We start from the raw sequence: 19,934 nt of genomic DNA on the forward strand, positions 1-19,934 counted from the left end.
CTCTCCGGCCGCGGCGTCTCCTGGTGCGCGACCTGCGACGGCTTCTTCTTCCGCGACCAGGACATCGCGGTCGTCGGCGGCGGCGACACCGCCCTCGAGGAAGCCACCTTCCTGTCCCGCTTCGCCCGCAGCGTCACGATCGTCCACCGCCGCAACACCCTGCGCGCCTCCAAGGCGATGCAGGAGCGCGCCTTCGCCGACCCGAAGATCCGCTTCGAGTGGGACAGCGCGGTCGAGGAGATCCACGGCGACCCGAAGCTGACCGGCCTGACCCTCCGGGACACCAACACCGGTGACCTGCGCGAGCTCCCGGTCACCGGCCTGTTCATCGCGATCGGCCACGACCCGCGCACCGACCTGTTCAAGGGCCAGCTCGACCTCGACGCCGAGGGCTACCTCAAGGTCGAGGCCCCCTCCACCCGCACCAACATCCCCGGCGTCTTCGCCGCCGGCGACGTGGTCGACCACACCTACCGCCAGGCGATCACCGCCGCCGGCACCGGCTGCTCCGCCGCGCTGGACGCCGAGCGCTACCTCGCCGCGCTGACCGACGCCGAGGCCGAGACCGCGGCCGTCGCGGTCTGACGCCACACCGGGCCGAGCAGCCCTCCGGCCGGGGGCGGCGACCGTTTCCTCCCCGAAACAGAACCGCCCCCGCCGTTGTTATCCCTCTCGCATCTCTCCTCCGACCCCAAGGAGTTCCCGTGGCCGGCGCCACCAAGGAAGTAACCGACGCCACCTTCGCGGCCGAGGTCCTCAAGAGCGACAAGCCCGTCCTGGTCGACTTCTGGGCCACCTGGTGCGGCCCGTGCCGCCAGATCGCCCCGGTCCTGGAGGACATCGCGGCCGAGCACGGCGACAAGCTGTCCGTCGTCAAGCTCGACGTGGATGCCAACCAGGAGACCGCCGCGGCCTACAACGTGATCTCCATCCCGACGCTGAACGTCTACAAGGGCGGCGAGCTGGTGAAGACCATCACCGGTGCCCGCCCGAAGGCCGCGCTGCTGCGCGAGCTGGCCGAGTACCTGTAGTCCGTTCCGGACGGCCGTCGCCGAGGCGGCCCGCGCGGGGAACCCCCGTACGGGCCGCCTCGGCGTTTCCGTGGCCCCACGAGCCGTCGCAGGCCACCGCAATGCTCCACGAGGCTTCGTCAGGAAGCCCTGAGAGCACGGCGGCCCGCTCCGCGCCGACCGGCCCGGAGCGCAGAACGCGTCCCGCAAACTCCCTCAGACACCCTCAGAACGGCCGCAGCGCCGGTTCCTTGCGCCGCCCGCCGAGCAGCCGCTCCAGCGCGCCCTCCATGTCACCCTTCCAGGACAGCGTGGAACGCGCCTCCAACCGCAGCCGCGGATACCGGTGGTGCGGCCGGACGGTCTTGAAGCCGACCGCCAGCAGGTACTCGGCGGGCAGCACGCAGCTGGGGATCTCACTGCCCTGTGCGCCGAACGCCTCGATCGCCCGGAAGCCGCGCCGGATCAGGTCCTTGGCCACCGTCTGCACCAACACCCGCCCCAGGCCCTGTCCCTGAAACTCCGGCAGCACCCGGGAGACCATCAGCTGCACCGCGTCCGGGGAGATCGGGCTGGTCGGGAACGACTGCCCGCGCGGCACGTACGCGGGCGGGGCGTAGAGCACGAACCCGGCTGGTCGGTCGTCCACGTAGGCGACTCTGCCGCAGGATCCCCAGTCCAGCAGTACCGCGGAGATCCAGCCCTCCTTCTCCAACTCGCCCTTGCCGCCGTCCTGCGCGGCCCGTCCGCTGACCGGATCGAGCTCCCAGAACACGCAGGAGCGGCAGGTGTTCGGCAGCTCCGAGAGGTTGTCCAGTGTCAGCGGAACGACCCTTCGCCCCACGCCCGTACCTCCTCCTCCACGCGGAAACCGGCCCTGGAGTCCAGTCTGCTCCGAGCGACGAAACGGGTGCACGTTTCACGTGAAACATGCACCCGTTGTTCGCCGTTCGGGCTCACCGTCAGGAGAGCTGCAGCCCCTGCTCGCCCGGCGCGAGGCTGTCCAGGATCCGGTTCAGGTCCTCGACCGAGGCGAACTCCAGCACCACCTTGCCCTTGCCGATCCGGCCGTCACGCTGCGAGGCCTCGACCTTGACCCGGGTCTCGAAGCGGTCCGAGAGCCGGTCCGACAGCTCGGTGAAGGCCGGCGAAACCGTCCGGCCCACCCGCGGACCGGCCTTCTTCGCCTTCGGGGTCTCACCGGCCATCAGCCCGGCGATCTCCTCGGTGGCCCGCACCGTCAGCAGCTCGGCCACCACCCGCTCGGCCAACAGCTCCTGGCCCGCCCCGTCCGGCACCATCAGGATCGCCTTGGCGTGCCCGGCGGTGACCGTCCCTGCCGCGACCTTCAGCTGCACCGCGACCGGCAGCTTCATCAGCCGCAGCGTGTTGGACACGTGCGAGCGGGACTTGCCGACCCGCCCGGCCAACTGGTCGTGCGTGCAGGCGAAGTCGCGCAGCAGCTGGTCGTACGCGGCAGCCTCCTCCAGCGCGTTCAGCTCGGCCCGGTGCAGGTTCTCCAGCAGCGCGTCCAGCAGCAGCTTGTCGTCCTCGGTGGCCCGGACGATCGCCGGAATCACCTCCAGGCCGGCCTCACGGGAGGCCCGCCAGCGGCGCTCACCCATGATCAGTTCATAGCGCTCCGGGCCGGTCTGACGGACCACCACGGGCTGCAGCAGGCCGACCTCCTTGATCGAGGCGACCAGTTCGGCGAGCTTCTCCTCGTCGAACACCTCGCGCGGCTGGCGCGGGTTGGGGCTGATCGAATCCAGCGGCAGCTCGGCGAACCGGGCCCCGTTCACCGGCGCCAGCGCCTGCTCCAGCACACTGCGGCGCTGATCCCCGGCCAGCTCCCGCAGACTCTCCGCGGCGGCCTTGGCCGCCACCGTGCCGCGATCGGTGGGAACCACCGGCGCCGGCGGGCCGGCCGGTGCGGCCGCTCCCCCGGCCGCCGCCGGGGTCGCCGGAATCAGCGCTCCCAGACCCCTGCCCAGACCCCTGCGCGTGCCACTCACCGCTTGCCCTCCATCGAACTGTGCTGTGCCGTCGACGCGGACGGCTCCGCGCCATTGCGAGGCGGAACGACCTCCGCACCCGCCCGGTGGCGCCCCACCGTCGTCTTCGCGACCTCGGCCCGCAGCGCCAGCTCGCGCCCCGCCTCCAGGTAGGAGAGCGCGCCACTGGAACCGGGGTCGTAGGTGAGCACGGTCTGCCCGTAGCTCGGGGCCTCGGAGATGCGCACCGATCGCGGGATGGCGGTGGCCAGCACCTCCTTCTCGAAGTGCGTCCGCACCTCCTCGGCGACCTGCGCGGCCAGCCTGGTCCGGGCGTCGTACATGGTCAGCAGGATGGTCGACACGTGCAGCATCGGGTTCAGGTGCGCCCGCACCAGCTCCACGTTCTTCAGCAGCTGGCCCAGCCCCTCCAGCGCGTAGTACTCGCACTGGATCGGGATCAGCACCTCCTGGCCGGCCACCATGGCGTTGACGGTCAGCAGCCCGAGCGAGGGCGGACAGTCGATCAGCACGTAGTCCAGCGGCTGCTCGTAGGCGGCGATGGCCCGCTGCAGCCGGCTCTCCCGGGCCACCAGCGAGACCAGTTCGATCTCCGCGCCGGCCAGGTCGATGGTGGCCGGGCAGCAGAACAGCCCCTCGACGTCCACCACCGGCTGCACCACGTCGGCCAGCGGCTTGCCCTCCACCAGCACGTCGTAGATCGACGGCACTTCGGCGTGGTGGTCGATGCCCAGGGCGGTCGAGGCGTTGCCCTGCGGATCGAGGTCGATGACCAGCACCCGCAGGCCGTGCATGGCGAGCGAGGCGGCCAGGTTGACGGTGGTGGTGGTCTTGCCGACCCCACCCTTCTGGTTGGCGACCACCATGACCCGGGTGGCGGCGGGTCGGGGAAGCCCCTCCCCGGCGTACCCGGTGACGGGGACGACGGCGTGCGCGGCACGTGCGACGGGGGTTTCATCCACCTGATCGACGATCTCCGACTCCTGCATGGGGGCCAGTGTTTCACGTGAAACCGGAGCCGCGACAGTCACTGCCGGGTCCCGTTCACGGGTCCGGTTCAGCTCCTGATCAAGTACGCCGGTCAGCAGGAAGCGACGTTTCACGTGGAACACGATGCCCGGAATGTCGGTATCCGGCGGCCCGACACTCCGGGGTGCCGACAAGCCGACGGGGCGGGTGACCCGATCGCCACCCGCCCCGCAACTTCACCGCGTCCAACCGGGTCAGCGCCGCCCGCGGCCACTGCCGCCACGCCGGCCGGCGCCCTCGGCGCCCTTGCCGCCGCGACCGGCCCGGGCCGCCTTGGCCCGCCGGGTGGCCGCCTTGACGCCGCCGGGGCTCTCGCCGGCCTCCACCCGGACCACCCGGGTCTGGGTCTCCAGCACGCCCTCGCCGACGCCGATCACCGACCACTTCACCGCGCCGAGCCGGGTCAGCGCCGCCCGCGAGTCGGTCAGCTCCTGCTCCGCGGTGTCGCCCTTCAGCGCCAGCATCTGCCCGTAGGGCCGCAGCAGCGGCATGCCCCATCCGGCCAGCCGGTCCAGCGGAGCCACCGCACGGGCGGTCACCACGTCCACGGCCAGCTTGCCGATCATCTCCTCGGCCCGGCCGCGCAACACGGTGACGTTCTCCAGACCGAGCTCACGGACCACCTCCTCCAGGAAGGTGGTGCGCCGCAGCAGCGGCTCCAGCAGCGTCACCGAGACGTCCGGGCGGGCCAGCGCCACCGGGATGCCGGGCAGCCCGGCACCCGAGCCGACGTCGCACAGCGAGACCTCGTTGGGCAGCAACTCGCCCAGCACCGCGCAGTTGAGCACGTGCCGGTCCCACAGCCGGGGCACCTCACGCGGACCGATCAGGCCGCGCTGCACGCCGGCGGTCGCCAACAGCTCGGTGTAGCGCACGGCCAGTGGCAGCCGATCGCCGAAGATCCGTCCCGCTGCCGCCGGCGCTTCGGCCAGCCCCTCCAGCGGCGCCTCAGGCTCCGTGCCGTCCCTGTCCATCTCTGCCTCTCCGCTCACCGTCGAATCCACCCACCCGTCCTGCACTGTTCCACGTGAAACATCAGTCCACCGCAAAGGCAACGACCCCGCCCGCGAGAGGCGGGCGGGGTCGGACGCCGTTCCGACGGCACCACCGGCATCAGGCCGGCAGTACGACCACACAACGCTGGGGCTCCTCGCCCTCCGACTCGCTGCGCAGCCCCGCGGCTGCCACCGCGTCGTGCACCACCTTGCGCTCGAACGGGGTCATCGGCTGCAGCTTGACCTGCTCGCCGGTGCGCTTGACCCGCTCGGCCGCGTCCGCGCCCAGCTCCGCGAGCTCGGCCCGCTTGCGCGCCCGGAAGCCCGCGACATCCAGCATCAGTCGGCTGCGCTCACCGGTCTCCCGGTGCACGGCCAGCCGGGTCAGCTCCTGGAGCGCCTCCAGCACCTCGCCGTCCTGGCCCACCAGCCGCTGCAGCGTCCGGTCGTCGCCCTCGCCGACGATGGAGACCAGCGCCCGGTCCCCCTCGACGTCCATGTCGATGTCGCCGTCCAGGTCCGCGATGTCCAGCAGACCCTCCAGGTAGTCGGCGGCGATGTCACCCTCGCGTTCCAGACGCGTGAGGGCGCTCTCACCGGCCGGCGCGGTCTCGACGGCGGAGGTGGTGCCATCGGTCACAGGTGGACTCCTTCAGCAATGAGGCCCTCGGATGGGGCCGGGAACGAGGGTCGGGACTACTTCTTCTTCGGCCGCGAGGTCTGGCCGCCGCGCTTCGGCTGCTGGCGCTGACCCTGCCGGTCGGCCGGCTTCGCCCCGCCCGCCTTCGTACCGGACTGCTCGGCATCGGTCGGCTCGGCGCTCGCCTCGTCGCCCGCCGGGCCCTGCTCCTCCGCGGCGTGCGCCTGGTGGGCCGCCGTCGCCTGGCGCTGGGCCTTGCTCTGCTTGCGCGGCTGCTGCCGGCGCACCTGCACGCTCTCCTCGGCCACCGCCTGGGCCTGGGCCTCGGCGCTCTTGGAACCGGTCAGCGTGGCCAGCACACCGCCGGCCTTCTTGACCGAGCCGTCCGGGTTGAGCCGGCCCTGCTTCTTCAGGCGGGCCTGCCGCTCGTCCCACGCCCGGCTGCCCGGCGTCGGGTTGTTGCGGATGACGACCAGCTGCTGGCCCATCGACCAGACGTTGGTGGTGAGCCAGTAGACCAGCACACCGACCGGGAAGTTGATACCCATCACGGCGAACATGACCGGGAAGACGTACATCAGCATCTTCTGCTGCTGCATGAACGGCGTCTTGACCGACAGGTCCACGTTCTTCGTCATCAGCTGGCGCTGCGTGATGAACTGCGACAGCGACATCAGCACGATCATGACCGCGCAGACGATCTGCACCTGGATGCTGTCCGCGCCGACGAACTTCGCCGACAGCGGGGCACCGAAGATGTGCGCGTGCTTGGCGCTCTCCAGCAGGCTCTGGTCGATGACGCCGATCGGCTTGTCGTTGGCGACCGAGGCCAGCACACCGTAGAGGGCGGTGAAGAACGGCGCCTGCACGAGGATCGGAAGGCACGAGGAGAACGGGTTGGTACCCGCCTCCTTGTACAGCTTCATCATCTCTTCGGACTGGCGCTGCTTGTCGTTCTTGTAGCGCTCCTGGATGGCCTTCATCTTCGGCTGGATCGCCTGCATGGCCCGGGTCGCCTTGATCTGCTTCACGAAGAGCGGGATCAGGCAGATCCGGATGACGACCACCATCATCACGATGGACAGGCCCCAGGCCCAGCCGCCGTCAGGATCGAAGACGTGGCTGAACAGCGAGTGGAACTGGACGATGATCCAGGACACCGCGTAGTAGAGGGGACTCAGAAAACCGAAGGTCACCGGTCAGACTCCTTGGACATCGGGCTTCGCCACCGGCTCCGGCTCGGCGGTCCCGCTCGTGGGGGTCATCAGATTGCGCAGCCGGCGGTGCCACACCGGATGCTTTCGCGGCGGAACATGGTCGACCCCACCGGGAGACCAGGGATTGCAGCGCAGGATGCGCCAAGCGGTCAGCCCGCTTCCCTTGATCGCCCCATGGACGCGCACCGCCTCGTACCCGTAGCGGGAGCACGAGGGGTAGTAACGGCACACCGGGCCGAGCAGTGGACTGATCGTCCACTGGTAGAGCCTGATCAGGCCCATCAGCAGGTACTTCATCGCCCTGTTCCCGTCGGGGCACTGCCGGCCGGATCCGACCTGAACAGGCGGCGCAGCGCCGCGTCCAGGTCGTGCCCGAGCTCTTCGTACGAGGCCGCCGCCGCAGCGGGCAGCGCCCGTACCACTATCAGGCTACCTTCGGGCACCCGGGACAGACGCTCGCGGACCAGGTGACGCAGCCGACGCTTCACCACGTTGCGGACCACGGCCGGACCAACGGCCTTGCTCACGACGAAACCCGCACGCGCCGAAGGAAGCCCCTCGGCGACGTGCGGGCGGGAGTCGCTGTTCCGGTCGGCGCCCTCATCAGGTGCCACCTCTCTGTGGAGGTGGACCACCAGCAGGGGCCGACCGGCGCGGCGACCGCGTTTCACCGCGGTCGCGAAGTCCTGGCGCCGCCGCAGCCGATTCTCGGTGGGCAGCACTGCAGACCCTTGGCGCGGATCAGGCGGACAGGGCGCTGCGGCCCTTGTTGCGACGCGCGGCCAGGATGGCGCGGCCGGCGCGGGTACGCATACGCAGCCGGAAGCCGTGGGTCTTGGCGCGACGACGGTTGTTCGGCTGGAAGGTGCGCTTGCTCACTCGGGGGCTCCTGGGGTGAATCGTAGGATGACGGGAGGTCGCTTGGCCGTCACCGTGCGTCCGCGCGATCTCCCCTTGCACTGGGAAATCCGGTCCCGGGGCCCAGATCTGCTGGACCGGGACCACCACGGCGCCCGTGCTGCGCGCGTCATGGAAGCGGGTGGACCCGCGGACATGCGGCAGCGGCCATCGACAACTCGACCTGGTTACGGTACGCGGCGGCGGGTCCGAGGGTCAAACCAGGTGGGTGGCGGCCCGTTGCCCACAGCCTGTGGACAACGACTTGAATCAGCTCTGCGCGCTGACTACCGTTGCAGGACTTGTCTCTTTTGTTCTGTGCTCGCGGCCGCCTTCGCGCCGCGCCCACCCCAACCACTCCCGACCTTGACTGACTGCCCCTGCCCGGGGAACGAGAAAGCGTGTACCAGTGGCTGATGTCAACAGCGATCTCGTCCTGATGTGGTCGAGGGTCGTCGAGCGACTGGTCAGCGACAGCGATGTCGTGGAGAAGGACAAGAACTGGGTCCGCCGCACCCAGCCGATGTGGATGATGCACGACACCGCCCTGCTCGCGGCGCCCAACGAGTTCGCCAAGCAGGTGCTGGAGGGCCGGCTGCTGCCGCAGCTGACCGAGGCCATCTCGCACGAATTCGGCCGGCAGGTGCGGATCGCCGTCATGGTGGACGCCAACGCCGCCCCGCCCGCCGAGCAGGAGCCCGAGCCGGAGCCCGAGGACGGCGCGGAGTGGCCGCACCCGCGGTCCGAACACGGCTACCCGTCCGAGCAGGGCTACCCGTCGGAGCAGGGCTACCAGCAGGCCGAACAGGGCTACCAGCCGCAGCCGGGCGCCTGGCCGGGCCGCCCCGGCGGCGACGACTACCAGCGTCCGTCCTACCCGCAGGGCTACCCGCCGGCCGAGCCCTACGGGGCCCCGCCGCAGGACCCGTACCGGGAGCAGCCCGACCCGAACGGCGGGAGCTGGGAGCCGCAGGCGGCGCCCGAGCGGCGCCCGGAGCCGGCCCCGCGGCGGACCAGCCGTCCGGGCCCGGACTCGGCGCAGGGCGACCTGTTCGGCGGCGCGCTGGGTTCCCCGGACGAGGACCGGCCGCGGCACGGCGGCTCCCGGCGGGGCGCGCCCCGTCCGTCCGACCGGCCGGCCCCGGTGGAGCGGCGCCCCGCTCCCGGCGTCCCGGCCCCGCCCGGCGCTCCCCCGGCCGGCGGCTCCCGCAAGGACGAGCCGAACGCCCGGCTGAACCCCAAGTACCTGTTCGACACTTTCGTGATCGGCGCCAGCAACCGCTTCGCGCACGCCGCGGCGGTGGCGGTCGCCGAGGCCCCGGCCAAGGCGTACAACCCGCTGTTCATCTACGGCGAGTCCGGTCTCGGCAAGACCCACCTGCTGCACGCCATCGGGCACTACTCGCGCAGCCTGTTCCCGGGCACCCGGGTGCGGTACGTGAGCTCCGAGGAATTCACCAACGAGTTCATCAACTCGATCCGGGACGGCAAGGCGGACGCGTTCCGCAAGCGCTACCGGGACATCGACATCCTGCTGGTCGACGACATCCAGTTCCTGGCCAGCAAGGAGTCGACGCAGGAGGAGTTCTTCCACACGTTCAACACCCTGCACAACGCCAACAAGCAGATCGTGCTCTCCTCGGACCGGCCGCCCAAGCAGCTGATCACGCTGGAGGACCGGCTGCGCAACCGGTTCGAGTGGGGCCTGATCACCGACGTCACGCCGCCGGAGCTGGAGACCCGGATCGCGATCCTGCGCAAGAAGGCGATCCAGGAGCAACTCAACGCTCCCGCCGACGTGTTGGAGTTCATCGCGTCCCGGATCACCCGCAACATCCGGGAGTTGGAGGGCGCGCTGATCCGGGTCACCGCGTTCGCCAACCTGAACCGGGCGCCGGTGGACCTGGAGTTGGCCGGGATCGTCCTGAAGGACCTGATCCCGGGCGGCGCCGAGGACGCCGGGCCGGAGATCACCGCGCAGGTGATCATGCAGCAGACCGCCGCGTACTTCGGGCTGGGCGTGGAGGACCTGTGCGGATCCTCGCGCAGCCGGGTGCTGGTGACGGCCCGTCAGATCGCCATGTACCTGTGCCGGGAGCTGACCGACCTGTCGCTGCCGAAGATCGGCGCGCAGTTCGGCGGCCGGGACCACACCACGGTGATGCACGCGGACCGGAAGATCCGCTCACTGATGGCCGAGCGGCGGTCCATCTACAACCAGGTCACCGAGCTGACCAACCGCATCAAGAGCTAGCCGCAGGGCGGCAGTTGACGCATCCGAAGGGGAGTCGGGCCGAGTCGGCCGGGCTCCCCTTCGGCGTGCCCGCAGCGGGCCGCAGACGGGCCGGAAACAGGTCGGAGACGGGCCGGAGATAGGCCGGGAACGGGCCGGAGACGGGCTGCCCGGGCGAATCCGGGCGATCCGTGGGTGTGGAACGGCCGGCAGCGGGGCAGGAATCGACTCAGTGGCCCCGGGCGGCCGACCCGCCGCCCACCCGAACATCAGCGCAGCAATTCGAACGGTTCGGGTGCGTACTGGAGTTGTCCACAGGAACGGGTGGGATTTCCCCGTCCACAGGCTCCACCGGCCCGAGTTATCCAGAGGTTCCTCCACAGGCGGATCACGGCTACGCTCTTCGGCGCAGGTCAGACCCCTGTGGACTTGTGCACAACAGTTATCCACAGCCTGTGGAGAACTGAGGAGCCGTCAGGGTGTCCTCATGGTCGTCCACAGGTCGTCCACAGGAGATGGGGAGTTATCCCCAGGTTTTCCACAGCGGCGTCCACAGTTCGACAACATCAACTCCCTTGTCAGGCCTGGGTGTGAAAGGCGTCACGTGATGTTGATCGAAGCCCGTGGATAACCCAGGCAATTTCTGTGGATGAACCTGGGGATAACCTGTGGATACTGACAGTGCCCTGTGGATTACGCTCCGCTGTCCACAGCAGGCCTAGGTTGTCCACATCGGCCGTCCACAAGACCTGTGGACAAAAAACCGGCTCTGACCTGCGAAAACGGGGTTATCCACGGTATCCACAGGCCCTACTACTACTGCTACACCTAGAGACCTCGAGACTTGATCAACAGTGGGGGTGGCCCGAATCTGTGGACAACCGCGCCCCGACATCTGTTCGGCTTGCTTCCGCCCATCTGCCCCGACTGTCGGCCGAGTACGTCAGACTGTCCTTCGGCACCTGGAAGCCGAGCGGAGCTAGTCCGGTCGGCGGGGAGCCGGAAGACGATCAACAGCGCCGGTCGGCGATACGGGCCGACGGCGCGGCGACAGCAGCCAGGAGGCGGTTACCGGTGAAGTTCCGGGTGGAGCGTGATGTCCTCGCGGAGGCGGTGGCCTGGGCCGCCCGCAGCCTCCCCGCGCGGCCGCCGGTGCCGGTGCTGGCCGGCCTGCTGCTGACGGCGCAGGAGGGCAAGCTGGCGCTGTCCGGCTTCGACTACGAGGTCTCGGCCCGGGTCGAGCTGGAGGCGGACGTCGAGGAGGCCGGCACCGTCCTGGTCTCCGGTCGTCTGCTCAACGACATCTCGCGCAACCTGCCGAACCGCCCGGTGGAGATCTCCACCGACGGTATGCGGGTCAGCGTGGTCTGCGGAAGCTCGCGGTTCACCCTGCCGACGCTGCCGGTCGACGAGTACCCGGCGCTGCCGCAGATGCCGACCGCCACCGGCACCGTCCCGGGCGACGTGTTCGCCTCGGCGGTCAGCCAGGCCGCGGTCGCCGCCGGCCGTGACGACACCCTCCCGGTGCTGACCGGCGTCCGGGTCGAGATCAACGGCAGCGGGATCACCCTGGCCGCCACCGACCGGTACCGGTTCGCCGTCCGCGAGCTGCTGTGGAAGCCCGAGCAGGACGACATCAACGCCGTCGCGCTCGTCCCGGCCAAGACCCTGCAGGACATCGCCAAGTCGCTGGGCAGCGGCGACCACGTGTCGATCGCGCTGTCCACCGGCGGTGCCGGCGAGGGCCTGATCGGCTTCGAGGGCGCCGGCCGGCGGACCACCACCCGCCTGCTGGAGGGCGAGTTCCCGAAGTTCCGGTCGATCTTCCCGACCGAGTTCTCGGCGGTCGCCGCGGTGCAGACCCAGCCGTTCCTGGAGGCGCTCAAGCGCGTCTCGCTGGTGGCCGAGCGCAACACCCCGGTCCGGCTGAACTTCGAGCAGGGCGTGCTGACCCTGGAGGCCGGCTCGGGCGACGACGCCCAGGCCTCCGAGCGGGTCGAGGCGGACCTCGAGGGCGACGACATCTCGATCGCGTTCAACCCCGGCTACCTGGAGGAGGGGCTCAAGGCGATCGACGCCGCCTACGCGCAGCTGAGCTTCACCACCCCGACCAAGCCGGCCCTGCTCACCGGCAAGCCCGCGGTGGACGCGGAGCCCGACGAGGCCTACCAGTACCTGATCATGCCGGTCCGCCTCTCCGGCTGACCGAGCCCGGACCACCAGGGGCGCGAGGGCCACCGGCCTCCGCGCCCCTGTGGCTGCCCGGACCTTCCCGATCAGCGGCGTAGGCTCGGGGAGCGCGGCAACGGCGCCGCCGTCAAGCACGACACCACAGTGAAGGACTTGTCATGGAGCTCGGCCTCATCGGTCTCGGCAAGATGGGCGGCAACATGCGCGAGCGCATCCGCCGCGCCGGCCACACCGTCATCGGCTACGACCGCAACCCCGACCTCGCCGACGTCGACAGCGTGGAGCAGCTGGTCGCCAAGCTCGAGGGCCCCCGCGTGGTGTGGGTGATGGTCCCGGCCGGCGGTCCGACCCAGGAGACCGTCGAGCACCTGGCCGAGCTGCTCTCCCCCGGCGACGTGGTGGTGGACGGCGGCAACTCCCGCTGGACCGACGACATCCAGCACGCCGAGCTGCTGGCCGCCAAGGGCATCGGCTTCGTCGACTGCGGCGTCTCCGGCGGCGTCTGGGGCCTGGAGAACGGCTACGCGCTGATGTACGGCGGCAACGCCGAGCACGTCGCGAAGGTCCAGCCGGTCTTCGACGCGCTCAAGCCCGAGGGCGAGTTCGGCTCGGTGCACGCCGGCAAGGTCGGCGCCGGCCACTTCGCCAAGATGGTCCACAACGGCATCGAGTACGCGATGATGCAGGCCTTCGCCGAGGGCTGGGAGCTGCTGGAGGCGGCCCCCGAGGTCACCGACGTGCGCGAGGTGTTCCGCAGCTGGCAGGAGGGCACCGTCATCCGCTCCTGGCTGCTCGACCTGGCGGTCCGGGCGCTGGACGACGACGAGCACCTGGCCAAGCTCAAGGGCTGGGCCGCGGACTCCGGCGAGGGCCGCTGGACGGTCGAGGCCGCGATCGACCACGCGGTGCCGCTGCCGGCGATCACCGCCTCGCTGTTCGCCCGCTTCGCCTCCCGCCAGGACGACTCGCCGCAGATGAAGATGATCGCCGCGCTGCGCAACCAGTTCGGCGGCCACGCGGTCGAGTCGAAGTAACCACCCACGGCCAGAAGGCGAGCGCAGTCCACCGTCATGCACGTCGCGCACCTGTCGCTCGCCGACTTCCGTTCCTACGCCCGGGTCGAGGTTCCGCTCGACCCGGGCGTCACCGCGTTCGTGGGGCCCAACGGGCAGGGCAAGACCAACCTGGTCGAGGCGATCGGCTACATCGCCACCCTGGGCAGCCACCGGGTCGCCACCGACGCCCCGCTGGTGCGCCTCGGCACCGAGCGGGCGGTGATCCGTGCCAACGTGGTCGCGCAGGGCGGCCGGAACACCCTGGTGGAGCTGGAGATCACCCCCGGCAAGGCCAACCGGGCCCGGCTGAACCGCTCCGACAACGTCCGCCCGCGCGACGTGCTGGGCGTGCTGCGCACCGTGCTGTTCGCCCCCGAGGACCTCACCCTCGTCAAGGGCGACCCGGGCGAGCGCCGTCGCTTCCTGGACGAGCTGCTGACCGCCCGCGCGCCCCGGCTGGCCGGGGTGCGCTCCGACTACGAGCGGGTGCTCAAGCAGCGCAACGCCCTGCTGAAGACCGCCGCGACGGCCCGCCGGCACGGCGGCGGCAAGGCCGCCGACCTGGCCACCCTGGAGGTCTGGGACGGCCACCTGGCGCGCACCGGGGCCGAACTGACCGCCTTCCGGATCCAGCTGGTCGCCGCCCTGCAGCCGCTGGTCGCCGAGGCCTACCGCCAGCTCGCCCCGGGCGGCGGGGAGACCGTGCTGGAGTACCGCTCCTCCTTCGAGGGCGAGCTGCCGACCAGCCGCGAACAGGCCGAGCAGCAGCTGCTGGACGCCCTGCAGGCGGCCCGGCCGCAGGAGGTCGCGCGAGGTCTGACCCTGGTCGGCCCGCACCGCGACGAACTGCTGCTGCGGCTCGGCCCGCTGCCCGCCAAGGGCTACGCCAGCCACGGCGAATCCTGGTCGTACGCGCTGGCCCTGCGGCTCGCCTCGTACGAGCTGCTGCGCTCCGAGGGCGGCGAGCCGGTGCTGATCCTGGACGACGTCTTCGCCGAGCTGGACGCCCGCCGCCGCGACCGGCTGGCCGAGCTGGTGGCCGGCGGCGAGCAGGTGCTGGTCACCGCGGCGGTCGCGGAGGACGTCCCGAAGGCGCTCAGCGGCGCCCGGTACGCCGTCGCGGACGGCACCGTGACCCGGCTCACCGCGTGAGTCCCGGCGAGCCCGTACCCTGGACCGCTCGTCGGTGCAGTTGTCCACAGCCTGGGGATGGAGCGTGATGTCGGAGGGTTCGGAGCTTTCGGGTGTGGACCTGGCCCGGGTGGCGTTGCGCGCCGCCAAGGAGCAGGCCCGGCAGCGCGGCGAGCAGGTCCGCGAGCGCCGGGAGGCCAAGCGGACCGGACTGCGCAGCGGCGCCCGCGCGGACGGCCGCGACCCGGTGCCGCTGGGTGCCGCGCTGAACCGGCTGATCACCGAACGGGGCTGGGAGGCGCCGGCCGCGGTGGGCGGCGTGATGGGCCGCTGGTCGCAGATCGTGGGGCCGGACATCGCTGCGCACTGTGAACCCAAGTCGTACGCGGAGTCCGAGGCGGTGCTCACCGTGCAGTGCGACTCCACCGCGTGGGCCACTCAACTCCGGCTGCTGGCACGCCAGTTGGTGGCCCGGCTGAATCACGAGCTGGGGCACGGCACGGTCCGGGTGATCAAGGTGCTCGGCCCGGACGCCCCGGTCCGCGGTTACGGGCGGTTGCGGGCGCCCGGCAGCAAGGGCCCCGGGGACACCTGGGGCTGAGCCCGGCGGAGCGGATCGGGGCCCTCCGGAATCGCTGACGGCCCGTCCAGGCGCTCTGAGCCCCCCTGCCGAGTATCGGGACTCGTCCCGAGGGGATTCAGGGCGGCACATCTGCCCTCAGGGGCTGCCAAACGCCCCTCTCTGTCAGTCGTACCGGTAGACTGAAGCGCAAACACCGTTGCGTGGAGCAACAGAGTCGAAACGCCGTGGTCGCACACCTGCCCAGACAAGCGGGAAGGGGCGCGGCCCCGCTGTGCCAGAGAGGGCGCTTCGTGGCCGATTCCGGCAACCCCAGCCAGACCCCAGACCCGTCCGACAACAAGGCGTACGACGCCAGCGCGATCCAGGTGCTGGAGGGACTCGACGCCGTCCGCAAGCGCCCCGGCATGTACATCGGCTCGACCGGTGAGCGCGGCCTGCACCACCTGGTCTACGAGATCGTCGACAACTCGGTCGACGAGGCGCTGGCCGGCCACGCCGACACCATCGACGTGACGATCCTGTCCGACGGCGGCGTGCGGGTGGTGGACAACGGCCGAGGCATCCCGGTGGGCATCATGCCCGGCCAGGACAAGCCGGCCGTCGAGGTCGTCCTGACCGTGCTGCACGCGGGCGGCAAGTTCGGCGGCGGCGGCTACGCGGTCTCCGGCGGTCTGCACGGCGTCGGCATCTCCGTGGTGAACGCGCTCTCCAACCGCCTCGCGGTGGACATCCTCACCGACGGCGCCCGCTGGACCCAGGAGTACAAGGCCGGTGCCCCGACCGCCCCGCTGGCCAAGCACGAGGCCACCGAGGAGACCGGCACCACCGTCACCTTCTGGGCCGACCCGGACATCTTCGAGACCACCGTCTACTCCTTCGAGACGCTCTCGCGCCGCTTCCAGGAGATGGCCTTCCTCAACAAGGGCCTGACCATCTCGCTGACCGACGAGCGCGCCGAGCACGCCGACGAGGAGGGCAAGCCGCTCGCCGTCACGTACAAGTACGACGGCGGCATCGCCGACTTCGTCGCGCACCTCAACTCCCGCAAGGGCGAGGCGGTCCACCCCTCGGTGATCGACTTCGAGGCGGAGGACAAGGACAAGCGGATCTCCGCCGAGATCGCGATGCAGTGGAACTCGTCCTACACCGAGGGCGTGTACTCGTTCGCGAACACCATCCACACCCACGGCGGCGGCACCCACGAGGAGGGCTTCCGCGCCGCGCTGACCGGTCTGATGAACCGGTACGCGCGCGACAAGAAGCTGCTCCGCGACAAGGACGACAACCTCTCCGGCGAGGACATCCGCGAGGGCCTGACCGCGATCATCTCGGTCAAGCTCGGCGAGCCGCAGTTCGAGGGCCAGACCAAGGACAAGCTCGGCAACACCGAGGCCAAGACCTTCGTGCAGAAGGTCGTCAACGAGCACCTCGCCGACTGGCTGGACCGCAACCCCAACGAGGCCGCGGACATCGTCCGCAAGTCCATCCAGGCCGCCAGCGCCCGGGTCGCCGCCCGCAAGGCCCGCGACCTGACCCGCCGCAAGGGCCTGCTGGAGTCCGCCTCGCTGCCCGGCAAGCTCTCGGACTGCCAGTCCAAGGACCCGGCCGAGTGCGAGATCTTCATCGTCGAGGGTGACTCGGCCGGCGGCTCCGCCAAGCAGGGCCGCGACCCGCGCACCCAGGCCATCCTCCCGATCCGCGGCAAGATCCTGAACGTCGAGAAGGCCCGGATCGACAAGGTGCTGCAGAACACCGAGGTCCAGGCGCTGATCTCGGCCTTCGGCTGCGGCATCCAGGAGGACTACGACGCCGAGAAGCTCCGCTATCACAAGATCGTGCTGATGGCCGACGCCGACGTCGACGGACAGCACATCCGCACCCTGCTGCTGACCCTGCTGTTCCGCTTCATGCGCCCGCTGGTCGAGGCCGGGTACGTCTACCTGGCGATGCCCCCGCTGTACAAGATCAAGTGGGGCCGGGACGAGTTCGAGTACGCCTACTCCGACCGCGAGCGCGACGCGCTGATCGCGGCCGGCGTCGAGGCCGGCCGCCGGCTCCCCAAGGACGACGCCATCCAGCGCTTCAAGGGCCTCGGCGAGATGAACGCCGAGGAGCTGCGCGTCACCACCATGGACGCCGCCCACCGCCTGCTGCTCCAGGTCACCCTGGAGGACGCCGCCCGTGCCGACGACCTGTTCTCCGTCCTGATGGGCGAGGACGTCGAGGCCCGCCGCTCCTTCATCCAGCGCAACGCGAAGGACGTCCGCTTCCTGGACGTCTGACGTCCGCCAAGGATCGTTGAAAGGAAACTGACCACCAGTGGTCGACGACAACCGTCCGGACGGCGGCGAGCAGCCCGAGGACAGCACCACCCCTGCCCAGAGCGGACACCGGGTCGAGCTCATCGAGCTCGAGACCGAGATGCAGCGCTCCTACCTCGACTACGCGATGAGCGTCATCGTGTCGCGCGCCCTGCCCGAGGTCCGCGACGGCCTCAAGCCGGTGCACCGCCGCGTGCTCTACGCGATGTACGACGGCGGCTACCGGCCCGAGAAGGGCTACTACAAGTGCGCCCGCGTGGTCGGCGACGTGATGGGTAACTACCACCCGCACGGCGACACCTCGATCTACGACACCCTGGTCCGCCTCGCGCAGACCTGGTCGATGCGGATGCCGCTGGTCGACGGCAACGGCAACTTCGGCTCCCCGGGCAACGACCCGGCCGCGGCGATGCGCTACACCGAGTGCAAGATGATGCCGCTGGCGATGGAGATGATGCGCGACATCGACGAGGAGACCGTCGATTTCGCCGCCAACTACGACGGCCGCCAGCAGGAACCCACCGTCCTGCCCGCACGCATCCCCAACCTGCTGGTCAACGGCGCCACCGGCATCGCGGTCGGCATGGCCACCAACATCCCGCCGCACAACCTGCGCGAGGTCGCCTCCGGCGCGCTCTGGGCGCTGGAGCACCCCGAGGCCTCCAACGAGGAGCTGCTGGAAGCCCTGATCGAGCGGATCAAGGCCCCCGACTTCCCGACCGGCGCGCTGATCGTCGGCCGCCGCGGCATCGAGGACGCCTACCGCACCGGCCGCGGCTCGATCACCATGCGCGCGGTGGTCGAGGTCGAGGAGATCCAGGGCCGCCAGTGCCTGGTGATCACCGAGCTGCCGTTCCAGGTCAACCCGGACAACCTCGCCCTGAAGATCGCCGACCTCGTCAAGGACGGCCGGATCGCCGGCATCGCCGACGTCCGCGACGAGTCCTCCTCGCGCACCGGCCAGCGCCTGGTCATCGTGCTCAAGCGGGACGCGGTCGCCAAGGTCGTGCTCAACAACCTGTACAAGCACACCGACCTGCAGACCAACTTCGGCGCCAACATGCTGGCCCTGGTCGACGGCGTGCCGCGCACCCTCTCGCTGGACGCCTTCATCCGGCACTGGGTCGCCCACCAGATCGAGGTCATCGTCCGCCGGACCACCTTCCGGCTGCGCAAGGCCGAGGAGCGCGCCCACATCCTGCGCGCGCTGCTCAAGGCACTCGACCAGATCGACGCGGTGATCGCGCTGATCCGCGCCTCGGAGAGCGCCGACGCCGCCCGCACCGGCCTGATGCAGCTGCTGGAGATCGACGAACTCCAGGCCAACGCCATCCTCGAGATGCAGCTGCGCCGCCTGGCCGCCCTGGAGAGCGCCCGCATCCTCAGCGAGCACGACGAGCTCCAGGCCAAGATCAACGAGTACAACGCGATCCTCGCCTCGCCCGCCCGGCAGCGCGAGATCGTCTCCGAGGAGCTCACCGCGATCGTCGAGAAGTACGGCGACGAGCGGCGCTCCACCCTGATCCCCTCCGACGGTGACCTCTCGATCGAGGACCTCATCGCCGAAGAGGACATCGTGGTCACCATCACCCGCGGCGGCTACGTCAAGCGCACCCGCTCCGACCTCTACCGCTCGCAGAAGCGCGGCGGCAAGGGCGTGCGCGGCGCGCAGCTGAAGCAGGACGACATCGTCGACCACTTCTTCGTCACCACCACGCACAACTGGATCCTGTTCTTCACCAACAAGGGCCGGGTCTACCGCGCCAAGGGCTACGAGCTGCCCGACGCCGGGCGCGACGCCCGCGGCCAGCACGTCGCCAACCTGCTGGCCTTCCAGCCGGAGGAGCACATCACCCAGGTGATGGCGGTGCGCACCTACGAGGACAAGCCGTACCTGGTGCTCGCCACCCGCGGCGGCCTGGTCAAGAAGTCCCCGCTCAAGGACTACGACTCCCCGCGCTCCGGCGGCCTGATCGCGATCAACCTGCGCCAGGACGAGGAGGGCCGGGACGACGAGCTGATCGGCGCCGAGCTGGTCTCCGCGGACGACGACCTGCTGCTGATCTCCAAGAAGGCCCAGTCGATCCGCTTCAAGGCCACCGACGAGGCACTGCGCCCGATGAGCCGGGCCACCTCCGGCGTCAAGGGCATGTCGTTCCGCGAGGACGACGAACTGCTCTCGATGAACGTGGTCCGCCCGGGGACGTACGTCTTCACCGCCACCGACGGCGGTTACGCCAAGCGGACGTCGGTCGACGAGTACCGTGTCCAGGGTCGCGGCGGATTCGGTATCAAGGCTGCGAAGATCGTCGAAGGCCGGGGCTCGCTGGTCGGCGCCCTGGTGGTCGAGGAGACCGACGAAATCATGGCCATCACGCTCTCCGGAGGAGTGATCCGGACCAGGGTTTCCGAGGTTCGTGAAACCGGACGTGACACCATGGGCGTCCAACTGATCAACCTCGGAAAGCGCGACGCGGTGGTGGGCATGGCCCGCAACGCGGAAGCCGACGAGGAGGAGGGCGCGGAGCTCGACGCCGAGGCGACCGAGACCGCGACCGCCACCGAGCACGAGGCGGACGGCACGCCCGACCAGGGCTGACGCACGACCGCGACCGTGG

The 19,934-nt window shown here is 70.3% G+C and carries 18 protein-coding genes; 9 read left to right on the plus strand and 9 right to left on the minus strand.

The genetic code is table 11. The features are described 5' to 3' along the window. Together ACGFWJ_RS23960 and trxA are read left to right on the plus strand one after the other, a co-directional pair. A partial coding sequence (locus ACGFWJ_RS23960; RefSeq protein ID WP_392952956.1) for an NAD(P)/FAD-dependent oxidoreductase occupies positions 1-585 on the plus strand: 585 nt, incomplete at its 5' end. Between the two features lie 119 nt (positions 586-704). Next, complete coding sequence (gene trxA, locus ACGFWJ_RS23965) at positions 705-1,031, plus strand: thioredoxin (protein WP_380480255.1); 327 nt, start codon at positions 705-707, stop codon at positions 1,029-1,031. Between the two features lie 205 nt (positions 1,032-1,236). Here trxA and ACGFWJ_RS23970 read toward each other — a convergent pair whose 3' ends face one another. The 9 genes from ACGFWJ_RS23970 to rpmH all read right to left on the minus strand — a co-directional run bounded on the left by ACGFWJ_RS23970 (position 1,237) and on the right by rpmH (position 7,785). Continuing rightward, positions 1,237-1,854, minus strand: a complete 618-nt coding sequence (locus tag ACGFWJ_RS23970; RefSeq protein ID WP_392952959.1) for a GNAT family N-acetyltransferase — start codon at positions 1,852-1,854, stop codon at positions 1,237-1,239. Between the two features lie 118 nt (positions 1,855-1,972). Next, positions 1,973-3,025 carry a ParB/RepB/Spo0J family partition protein gene (locus tag ACGFWJ_RS23975; protein WP_392952961.1) on the minus strand — a complete coding sequence of 351 codons (1,053 nt, stop codon included), beginning with the start codon at positions 3,023-3,025 and terminating at the stop codon, positions 1,973-1,975. Beyond that, on the minus strand, positions 3,022-3,987 hold the full coding sequence (locus ACGFWJ_RS23980; RefSeq protein WP_392953304.1) for a ParA family protein: 966 nt from the start codon (positions 3,985-3,987) through the stop codon (positions 3,022-3,024). The genes ACGFWJ_RS23975 and ACGFWJ_RS23980 overlap by 4 nt, the downstream gene beginning before the upstream one ends. A gap of 261 nt (positions 3,988-4,248) precedes the next feature. Then, complete coding sequence (rsmG, locus tag ACGFWJ_RS23985; RefSeq protein WP_387640716.1) at positions 4,249-5,028, minus strand: 16S rRNA (guanine(527)-N(7))-methyltransferase RsmG; 780 nt, start codon at positions 5,026-5,028, stop codon at positions 4,249-4,251. Positions 5,029-5,167: 139 nt separating this feature from the next. Further along, on the minus strand, positions 5,168-5,689 hold the full coding sequence (locus ACGFWJ_RS23990) for a protein jag (RefSeq protein WP_387639812.1): 522 nt from the start codon (positions 5,687-5,689) through the stop codon (positions 5,168-5,170). A 56-nt stretch (positions 5,690-5,745) separates the two neighbouring features. Beyond that, complete coding sequence (gene yidC / locus ACGFWJ_RS23995) at positions 5,746-6,885, minus strand: membrane protein insertase YidC (protein WP_392952964.1); 1,140 nt, start codon at positions 6,883-6,885, stop codon at positions 5,746-5,748. Positions 6,886-6,888: 3 nt separating this feature from the next. Further along, positions 6,889-7,203 carry a membrane protein insertion efficiency factor YidD gene (gene yidD / locus ACGFWJ_RS24000; protein ID WP_387639816.1) on the minus strand — a complete coding sequence of 105 codons (315 nt, stop codon included), beginning with the start codon at positions 7,201-7,203 and terminating at the stop codon, positions 6,889-6,891. Beyond that, positions 7,200-7,628, minus strand: coding sequence for a ribonuclease P protein component (gene rnpA, locus ACGFWJ_RS24005; protein WP_392952967.1), 429 nt, complete (start codon positions 7,626-7,628; stop codon positions 7,200-7,202). The genes yidD and rnpA overlap by 4 nt, the downstream gene beginning before the upstream one ends. A 19-nt stretch (positions 7,629-7,647) precedes the next feature. After that, complete coding sequence (rpmH, locus tag ACGFWJ_RS24010; protein WP_387639821.1) at positions 7,648-7,785, minus strand: 50S ribosomal protein L34; 138 nt, start codon at positions 7,783-7,785, stop codon at positions 7,648-7,650. A gap of 427 nt (positions 7,786-8,212) precedes the next feature. Between rpmH and dnaA the strand changes: the two genes are divergently transcribed. From dnaA to gyrA, 7 genes are all read left to right on the plus strand, one after another. Then, positions 8,213-10,057, plus strand: coding sequence for a chromosomal replication initiator protein DnaA (dnaA, locus tag ACGFWJ_RS24015; protein WP_387639823.1), 1,845 nt, complete (start codon positions 8,213-8,215; stop codon positions 10,055-10,057). Between the two features lie 1,053 nt (positions 10,058-11,110). Then, positions 11,111-12,241 (plus strand): DNA polymerase III subunit beta, encoded by a 1,131-nt coding sequence (gene dnaN, locus ACGFWJ_RS24020; RefSeq protein WP_387639826.1) that lies wholly within the window; start codon positions 11,111-11,113, stop codon positions 12,239-12,241. 143 nt (positions 12,242-12,384) lie between these two features. Further along, on the plus strand, positions 12,385-13,260 hold the full coding sequence (gnd, locus tag ACGFWJ_RS24025; RefSeq protein WP_387639828.1) for a phosphogluconate dehydrogenase (NAD(+)-dependent, decarboxylating): 876 nt from the start codon (positions 12,385-12,387) through the stop codon (positions 13,258-13,260). 36 nt (positions 13,261-13,296) lie between these two features. Continuing rightward, the gene (recF, locus tag ACGFWJ_RS24030; RefSeq protein WP_392952970.1) at positions 13,297-14,433 is read left to right on the plus strand and encodes a DNA replication/repair protein RecF; all 1,137 of its coding nucleotides are present in this window, start codon (positions 13,297-13,299) and stop codon (positions 14,431-14,433) included. 67 nt (positions 14,434-14,500) lie between these two features. Then, the gene (locus ACGFWJ_RS24035) at positions 14,501-15,013 is read left to right on the plus strand and encodes a DUF721 domain-containing protein (RefSeq protein WP_387639835.1); all 513 of its coding nucleotides are present in this window, start codon (positions 14,501-14,503) and stop codon (positions 15,011-15,013) included. A gap of 272 nt (positions 15,014-15,285) precedes the next feature. Beyond that, positions 15,286-17,277, plus strand: a complete 1,992-nt coding sequence (gene gyrB / locus ACGFWJ_RS24040) for a DNA topoisomerase (ATP-hydrolyzing) subunit B (RefSeq protein ID WP_387639837.1) — start codon at positions 15,286-15,288, stop codon at positions 17,275-17,277. Positions 17,278-17,314: 37 nt separating this feature from the next. Further along, the gene (gyrA, locus tag ACGFWJ_RS24045) at positions 17,315-19,915 is read left to right on the plus strand and encodes a DNA gyrase subunit A (RefSeq protein ID WP_387639840.1); all 2,601 of its coding nucleotides are present in this window, start codon (positions 17,315-17,317) and stop codon (positions 19,913-19,915) included. Positions 19,916-19,934 lie beyond the last annotated feature (19 nt).

Source organism: Kitasatospora sp. NPDC048407 (assembly GCF_043200475.1).
Taxonomy (GTDB): Bacteria; Actinomycetota; Actinomycetes; order Streptomycetales; family Streptomycetaceae; genus Kitasatospora.

What these genes read in the sequence shown, in the direction of transcription:
- ACGFWJ_RS24035 (WP_387639835.1), top strand. Translation starts at nt 14,501, where the DNA reads ATGTCGGAGGGTTCGGAGCTTTCGGGTGTGGACCTGGCCCGGGTGGCG.
- gnd (WP_387639828.1), top strand. Translation starts at nt 12,385, where the DNA reads ATGGAGCTCGGCCTCATCGGTCTCGGCAAGATGGGCGGCAACATGCGC.
- recF (WP_392952970.1), top strand. Translation starts at nt 13,297, where the DNA reads ATGCACGTCGCGCACCTGTCGCTCGCCGACTTCCGTTCCTACGCCCGG.
- rsmG (WP_387640716.1), bottom strand. Translation starts at nt 5,028, where the DNA reads ATGGACAGGGACGGCACGGAGCCTGAGGCGCCGCTGGAGGGGCTGGCC.
- yidD (WP_387639816.1), bottom strand. Translation starts at nt 7,203, where the DNA reads ATGAAGTACCTGCTGATGGGCCTGATCAGGCTCTACCAGTGGACGATC.